The organism is Actinomycetospora sp., from assembly GCF_055612215.1.
This window is the reverse complement of record NZ_JBVPVA010000437.1, coordinates 1-7222: the sequence shown is the minus strand read 5'-3', so window position 1 is coordinate 7222 and position 7222 is coordinate 1. Positions and strand designations below refer to the sequence as shown.

General features: G+C 76.5%; 5 protein-coding genes and 1 pseudogene. 2 read left to right on the top strand and 4 right to left on the bottom strand.

All coding sequences use genetic code 11. From position 1 onward, the window contains the following. The first annotated feature begins 151 nt into the window (after positions 1 to 151). On the top strand, positions 152 to 496 hold the full coding sequence (locus AC0CYZ_RS12295) for a LysM peptidoglycan-binding domain-containing protein (protein WP_472215667.1): 345 nt from the start codon (positions 152 to 154) through the stop codon (positions 494 to 496). A gap of 186 nt (positions 497 to 682) precedes the next feature. Here AC0CYZ_RS12295 and AC0CYZ_RS12290 read toward each other — a convergent pair whose 3' ends face one another. After that, positions 683 to 1096 carry an ester cyclase gene (locus tag AC0CYZ_RS12290; protein ID WP_472215665.1) on the bottom strand — a complete coding sequence of 138 codons (414 nt, stop codon included), beginning with the start codon at positions 1094 to 1096 and terminating at the stop codon, positions 683 to 685. A 181-nt stretch (positions 1097 to 1277) separates the two neighbouring features. Here AC0CYZ_RS12290 and AC0CYZ_RS12285 point away from each other — a divergent pair, with 181 nt between their 5' ends. Then, positions 1278 to 3971: a LuxR C-terminal-related transcriptional regulator gene (locus tag AC0CYZ_RS12285; RefSeq protein ID WP_472215663.1), complete on the top strand. Its 2694-nt coding sequence runs from the start codon at positions 1278 to 1280 to the stop codon at positions 3969 to 3971. Here AC0CYZ_RS12285 and AC0CYZ_RS12280 read toward each other — a convergent pair. The 3 genes and pseudogenes from AC0CYZ_RS12280 to AC0CYZ_RS12270 form a co-directional block, all read right to left on the bottom strand. Further along, positions 3925 to 5520: a class I adenylate-forming enzyme family protein gene (locus tag AC0CYZ_RS12280; RefSeq protein ID WP_472215661.1), complete on the bottom strand. Its 1596-nt coding sequence runs from the start codon at positions 5518 to 5520 to the stop codon at positions 3925 to 3927. The genes AC0CYZ_RS12285 and AC0CYZ_RS12280 overlap by 47 nt on opposite strands. Continuing rightward, on the bottom strand, positions 5517 to 6782 hold the full coding sequence (locus AC0CYZ_RS12275) for a cytochrome P450 (protein ID WP_472215659.1): 1266 nt from the start codon (positions 6780 to 6782) through the stop codon (positions 5517 to 5519). Before AC0CYZ_RS12275 ends, AC0CYZ_RS12280 begins: the two co-directional genes overlap by 4 nt. Next, positions 6779 to 7222, bottom strand: a pseudogene (locus AC0CYZ_RS12270) (hypothetical protein); the annotation flags it as partial. The gene AC0CYZ_RS12275 and the pseudogene AC0CYZ_RS12270, both read right to left, overlap by 4 nt.

Genomic DNA, 7222 nt, shown 5'->3' with positions numbered 1-7222 from the left:
CTTCCCGCACCCGGTCCCCGGCCCGCCAGGTCATGCGGCCCCGTGTGACGCGCGGCGTTCGGCCGACTCCACTCAGCCGCGGGGACGCCCTGTCGTCCGCGCTCCCGCCCCGGGCTGGTGTTCAGGCGGTCGGGACGCGATCGTGTGAGGTATGAGTGTGGGGCGGGTGGTCGGGATACTGGTCCTGGTCCTCGTGCTGTACGCGATCGTGACCCAGCCGCTGACCGCCGCGGCGACGACGCGCTCCATCGGGGCGTCGCTGGCGGCCGTCGGCACCAGCTTCGCCACGTTCATCACCTCGCTGACGACCGGGAGCACGTCGGCCGCCACGGCCGCCACCACCACCGGGACGACGGGCACCTACACCGTGCGTCCGGGGGACACGCTCTCGGGGATCGCCACCGCTCACGGCACGACCGCAGGCTCGCTCGCCGCGCAGAACGGGCTGGCGAACCCCAACCACATCGTGCCCGGGCAGAAGCTCTCGATGGGCTGAGCGCCTCCGCACGGGGCGACGACCGGAGTGGTGCCGCCCTCGAGATCGAGGGAGCCCCTGCGTGCCGAACGGATCTTCCACACCGGGCGCAGTGACTCCCTGATCGTGCTCCGACCACGGCCCGGGCGCCGTGGAGCCACGTCGGCGGGTGGAGGTGACCGCGCACCGGAGGAACGACGCATCCCGTCACGCGTCCAGCAGCCCGAGCTGACCCAGCATGTCGAACGTGTCCCAGTAGAAGTGCGAGCTGACGATGCGGTCGCCGTCGATGCGGTGGATGCCGGCGAAGGGCAGGGACAGCGACCGACCGGTGGGCGGGATCGGGGTCCCGTCCGGCCCCGCGATCGGTCCGGTGTTGGTCGCGTCGATGCGCGACTCCTCGACCAGCATCTCGCCCTGGGCGACCACCCGCACCACGGTGATCCGGTTGTCCGGGAAGGCCTCCATCGTCTCGTCCCAGAACGCCAGGAGGGCCGCGCCGCCGGTGCCGTCCACCACGCCGGGCGTCAGCATCTCGCAGTCCTCGACGTAGCACTCGCGCCAGCCGGCGCGGTCACGGTCGTTCCACGTCGTCGTCGTCAGCTCGACCAGGTCGGCCATGTCTCCTCCTCGCTCCGCCCGGGTGCGGGTCGACCCGGTGCGGCGTCCAGGGTCATGACGGCCCGGCCACGGAAACATCTACCGATCGGCATACCCGGGGCGTGACCACCCCCGGAATTTCCGCTCCGCCATCGGCCGATCGGCGGTGACCCGACCACGCTCCGTGGCGCAGACTCCGTTCATGACCGAGGGGGTGCGGTCACCGACGGCGTTCGTGGGACGGGCGGCGGAGCTGACCGAGCTGGCGCGGCTCGCCGGCGCGGAGCGGCTGGTCACGCTGCTCGGGCCGGGGGGCGGCGGGAAGACGCGCCTCGTGGGCGAGGCCCTGCCGGCGCTGGGTGCGCCCGTGGTGGGCGTGGCCGAGTTGGCCGCGTGCGCGCCCGGCGAGGACCTGTGGTCGGTGGTGCTCGACGCGTGCGGCATCCGCGACGACCCGGCGCTGGCCCCGCCGGAGCGGTTCGCCCGGCGCGTCGGCGACGTCGAGTCGGTGCTGGTGCTCGACAACTGCGAGCACGTCCGCGACCGAGCGGCGCAGGCCGTCGTCGAGCTCCTGCGGGGGTGTCCGCGGCTGCGGGTGGTGGTTACCAGCCGGGTGTCGCTCGGCGTCCCGGGCGAGGCGACGCTCGCCGTCGAGGGACTGCCCGAGGACGACGCCGCCGTGCTCTTCCTCGACCGGGCCCGGCGGGCGCAGCCGGCCCTGCCCGCGGGCGCGGACACCGACCGGGTCGCCCGCCGCATCGCGCACGCCCTCGACGGGCTGCCGCTGGCCCTCGAGCTCGCTGCGGCGCGCGCCCGCGGTCTCCCGCTGGCGGCCATCGAGGACGGCATGGCCGACCGGCTCACCTTCGTCAGCACGCGCTCCGTCGCAGGTCGGGACGTCCGCCACCGGTCACTGGCGAGCTGTCTCACCTGGAGTACCGATCTGCTCGGCGAACGGGCTCGCACGGCGCTGGGGGCGCTGGCCGTCGTCGAGGGTCGCTGTTCGCTCGCCGCGGCTGAGGCGGTGATCGGTCCTCCGGAGCTCGGTGACGGGGCCGGCGCGGTGGCGGTCCTCGAGGAGCTGGTCGACCACTCCCTGGTCCGCTTCCTGCCCGACGACGCGGCCTACCTCGTGCTCGAGACGGTGCGCGAGCACGCCCGCGAGAGCGCTCCCGACGAGGCCCGGCGCGCGCACGGTCGCCTCGCGCGGTGGGTCGCCGACCTCGCCTCGACCGCGCGTCCCGCGCTGGAGCACGCCGACCTCGCCGTCCTCGACCGGCTCGACCACGACGCCGCGGCGGTCCGGACCGTGCTCGCGCGGGCGTGCGCCTCCGACGGCCTCGCCGCCGACGGAACCCTGGAGGTGGCCGCCGATGTCGTCGCCGACCTCGCGTTCTGGTGGTCGCTGCGGGGGCGGTGCCGGGAGGGCCTCGACGTCGCCGCGCGCCTGACGGCGGCCCTCGCCGCGCGGGGGGCGCGGCCGGGCGCGCGCCTGCGGTGGGCACACGCGTTCCAGGCCGTCTACGCCGGGGACCTGGGCGGTGGGCTCGCGCTCGCCGCGCAGCTCGCCGAGGAGCCGGACGCGGCCGATGACGTCCGCGCCCGGGCGATGATCCTGCTCGGCATGGCCCAGGCCTTCGACGACCCCGACGCCGCGGCCCCCGTCGTCGGGGCGGCCGCGGAGCTCGCGGCCCGGGCCGGGGACCGGTGGGCGGAGGTCGAGGCGCTGCAGGTGCTCGCCTACACCCACCTCTGGCGCGGCGACCACGCCGCGGCCGTCGCCTGCGCCGACGCCGCTCTCCCCTCGCTCGAGCAGCTCGGGCACCACCAGCTGCGGGCCTGGGACGCTGCCATCCGCGCCGAGGACGCCCGCCTGCGCGGCAACGGCCCCGCCGCCCTGCGACACGGCCAGGCCGGGTGGGCGCTGGCCGTCGAGGTGGGTGAGCCGGTGAGTGCGGCCGGTGCCCTCGCCCCGGTGATCCGCACGCTGTGCCGGGCCGGACGCGGACCGGAGGCGGCCGAGCTGACGTCGCGCCTCGCCGCGTTCCTCGACGAGCACCCGGGCCTGGGCGCCACGGAGTTCCTGGAGTTGTGCCGCGCGCACGTCACGGTGTGGGCGGACCCGGAACCGGCGGGAGACGCGATCGCGGCGCTGGTCGAGGCCGCGGCGCTCGGCGGGATGACGCTCGTGGCCGCGGAGGCCGGTGGTCTGGAGGCCTGCGCCCGACTGGTGGCGGGTGACCCGCAGCGGGCCCTGGCCGCGGCCGAGCGGGCGCGGGAGCAGGCGCGGAGCGCCGGGGCCCTCGACGCGCTCCAGGCCGCGGGCCTCGCGCGCTGCGTGGCGCTGCACCGGCTCGGGACCGGCGGCGATCCGCTGGCGGACGCGCACGAGGTGCTCGCCACCGCCCACGGCGCCGGGTACCTGCCGCTCGTGGTCGACGCGCTCGACGTCGTCGCGGGGCTGGTGCTCGACGCGGGGCGGACCGAGGCGGCGGTCCGCCTGGCGGCCGCGGCGGCGGCCGCGCGGGAGCGGCTCGGCTTCGTCCCCGCACCCGTCACCCGCGGGGTGATCGACGCTGCGGCAGTGGAGACGCTCGACGCGGCGGCGCGGGACCGGGCCCACGTCGAGGGCGCGTCGCTGGACCTCGACGCGGCCGTCGCCTACGCGCGCCGCGCCCGCGGCCCGCGCAGGCGCCCGGCGAGCGGGTGGGAGAGCCTCACCCCGACCGAGCGCGACGTCGTCGAGCTCGCGGCCCGGGGGCTGCGCAACCAGGCGATCGCGGACCAGCTCCTCATCGGCACCGGAACCGTCCGCACCCACCTGCGGCGCATCTTCGCCAAGCTCGACGTCACCTCGCGGGCCGAACTGGCCGCGCGGGGTGCAGCGCGCTCGTGATCTCCTCGGCGATCCGGGCCCGGAGGTCCACCTTGCGGATCTTCGTGCCCGACATCGGCCACTCGTCGACGAACCGCACGTAGCGCGGGACCCGGAACGCAGCGATCCGCCCGACGCAATGGGCCACGAGCTCGTCGGCGGTGGCGTGCGCGCCCGGGGCGAGCTGGACGAAAGCCGCGGGGACCTCGACGTAGCGGTCGTCCGGCGCGGCCACCACCGCGACCACCCCGACCGCCGGATGGGTCAGCAGGTGGTCCTCGATCTCGGCGGCCGCGACGTTCTCGCCGCCGACCTTGAGCATGTCCTTGAGCCGGGAGCGGAACGTCACCCTGCCCGCGTCGTCGACGGTGACGACGTCGCCGGTGTGCACCCAGCGGTGGGCATCGATTGCGGCCGCCGTCGCCTCGGGGTCGCGGAAGTAGCCGTCGAAGGCGGTGGGCCCGCGGAAGAGCAGCTCCCCCTCGGCGCCCGTGGGCAGGTCGGCCCCGGTCTCCGGGTCGACGACGCGGACCTCCATGCCCGGCATCGGGTGCCCGCCGGTCGTGAGTCGCGCCTCGAGGGGGTCGTCGGGGCGGCCCAGCGCCAGGAATGCCGAGGACTCGGTCATCGCCACGCAGGACACGTGCGCTGCCTGCGGCACCCGGGCCGCCATCGCCCGCAGCCGCTCCGGCACCCCGACGGCCATGACGAGCCGCAACCGGTGCAGGTCGCGGTCGGCCCAGTCCGGGCGGTCGAGCACCGGCACCCAGATCGTCTCGAAGGCGGCCAGCGCGACGGTCACCCGCTCGCTCTCGAGCAGGGCCGGCGTGGTGGTGGGGTCGAACCAGCCGGGGTGCACGAAGGTGGCCCGGGCCGTCAGCGCGGTGAGGGCGAAAGTGATCCCGCCGCCGTGGAAGAGGGGGATGGCCGTCCAGATCCGGTCGGCCGGGCTCAGCGCCATCCGTTCGGTGATGCCGGCGGCGAGCCGGACCAGTGCCTCGTGGGAGAGCAGCGCGCCCTTGGGCGCCGCCGTCGTCCCGGAGGTGTAGACGAGCACGGCGGGGTCGCGGACCCGGGTGCGGGCCAGGGCCGCCGCCACCGCATCCTCCGGGGCGGCCGCCCCGCGCAGCTCGGTGACGGTCAGCACGGCGCGCAGCTCCGGGGTCGGGCCGGCCTCGACCGCGCGCCGGGCGAGGTCGACCAGATCCGGGGCGCCGGACGTCGCCGGGGGTGCGGTCACGACGAGGCACGCCCCCGAGTGCACGACGACGTGGCGGACCTCCTGCCCCCGGTAGCGCGCGTTCACCGGGACGGCCACCGCCCCGATCCGGGTGACGGCGAGCAGCAGGGCGACGAGGTCCGCGGAGGCCGGGAGCAGCAGGGCCACCCGGTCCCCGGGGGCCACCCCGGCGGCGAGCAACGCGCCCGCGTGCTCCCGGGCCCGCGTCGCAAGGGCCCCGATGGTGAGGCGCTCACCGTCGGCGAAGACCAGCGCCTCGGCGTCCGGGGCGGCTGCGGCCGACTCCTCGACGACCTCGGCGAGCGTCGTCACCCGCGGGCGCGCGGTCACCGCCCGCCCCCGACCACCGCGCCGTCGTGCACCACGGGCAGGGCGTGCTGGGCTCGCGAGGCGAGCACGGGCAGCCGCGGCGGGTCCCCCTCGACGTGCAGGCCCGGCAGCCGGCGCAGCAGCGTCCCGACCGCGACCCGCGTCTCGAGCCGCGCCAGCTGGGCACCGATGCAGGCGTGGATGCCGCGCCCGAACGCGATGTGGTTGGGCCGGGACCGGGCCAGGTCGACGGCGTCGGGGGCCTCGAACCGCTCCGGGTCGCGGTTGGCCCCGCACAGCAGCAGGTAGACCCGCTCGCCCGCGCGGATCGTGCGCCCGCGGACCTCGTGGTCGGCCACGACCCAGCGCACCAGCACCTTGATCGGGCCCTCCAGGCGCAACGCCTCCTCCACGGCCGGCGCGACCAGCGTCGGGTCCTCGCTCACCCGGTCGCGCAACGCGGTATCGGCGGTCAGCAGCCGCACGGCGTTGGCGATGGCGTTCGTCGTGGTCTCGTGGCCCGCGAAGAGCAGCAGCGCACACATGCCGACGAGCTCGTCGTCGGACAACCCCGGCTCGTCGGGCGCGGAGCCGTCGCCGGCCATCATCGCCGAGAGCATGTCCCCGGCGGGTTCGCGACGGCGGTGGGCGACCAGGTCGCGGAAGTACCCGGCCATCTCCTCGAGCCCGCGCAGCGCCCGCTCGTGGCGGTCCGGGCGCGCGTCGCCGCCCGCCCCGAACGCGACGAGGGCGAGCTCGTCGGACCAGGTGCGGAAGCGGTCGCGGTCGGTGGGCGGGGCGCCGAGCATCTCGGCGATGACGATCGCGGGCAGCGGGTAGGCCACGCCCGCGACGAGGTCGCCGCGGGGGCCGCCGGCGAGGAAACCGTCGACGAGGTCGTCGACGATCGTCTGGATCCGGGCCTCCATCGCGGCGATCTGCTGCTGCTTGAACGCCGCGCCCGCCTGCCGTCGGAGCCGGGTGTGCGCGGGCGGGTCGGTGACGACCATCCACTCGCTGATCAGGCCGAGCACCCGGTGCGAGATTTCGGGCTCACCGGTGCCCGGACGGTCCTGCCGGGCCGACATCAGCGGCCGCACCCGGTCCGAGGACAGCGCCGGGTTCCGGAACGCCGCGACGACGTCGTCGTAGCGGGTGAGCAGCCACGCCCGGTGGGTCGGGCTCCAGTGCACCGGGTCGTGCTCGCGCAGCACGGCCGCCGCCCCGTCGGGGTCGCGCAGCGCCTCGGGGGCCAGCAGGTCGTCGGGGAGCCCGGGGGTCACGAGGCACCTCCGACGGCGCTGGTCGAGGGGTCGTGCCGGGCCAGGCCCGGCCGCAGCACGTCGGTGACGAGCGCGAGGTGGCGTTCGACGACCGCGTCCGGCAGGCCCCCGAGGTCGGCGAAGCAGAAGACGTCGGTCACCGGGAAGCCGTCGGGACCGTCGAAGGCGGCGAGCTGGTCGGCGACCGCGGCGACGGCGTGGTCGGCGGTGAGCACCCGCAGCCGCGGGAACGTGGCCTCGCCCGGCGTCGCCGCGGCGTCGTCGTTGCCGCGGTAGGAGGCCCGGTTGCGGCCGGCGGCGGCGCGGACCTCGGCCTTCGCGGCGTCCGGGTCGTCGGCGAGCAGCACGTTGACCAACCCGCCGACCCGCCCGCGCTCACGGGGCCACCCGCCCTCGGCCAGGCCGGTGGCGTAGGGGAGGAGCAGGTCGGGGTCGAGCCA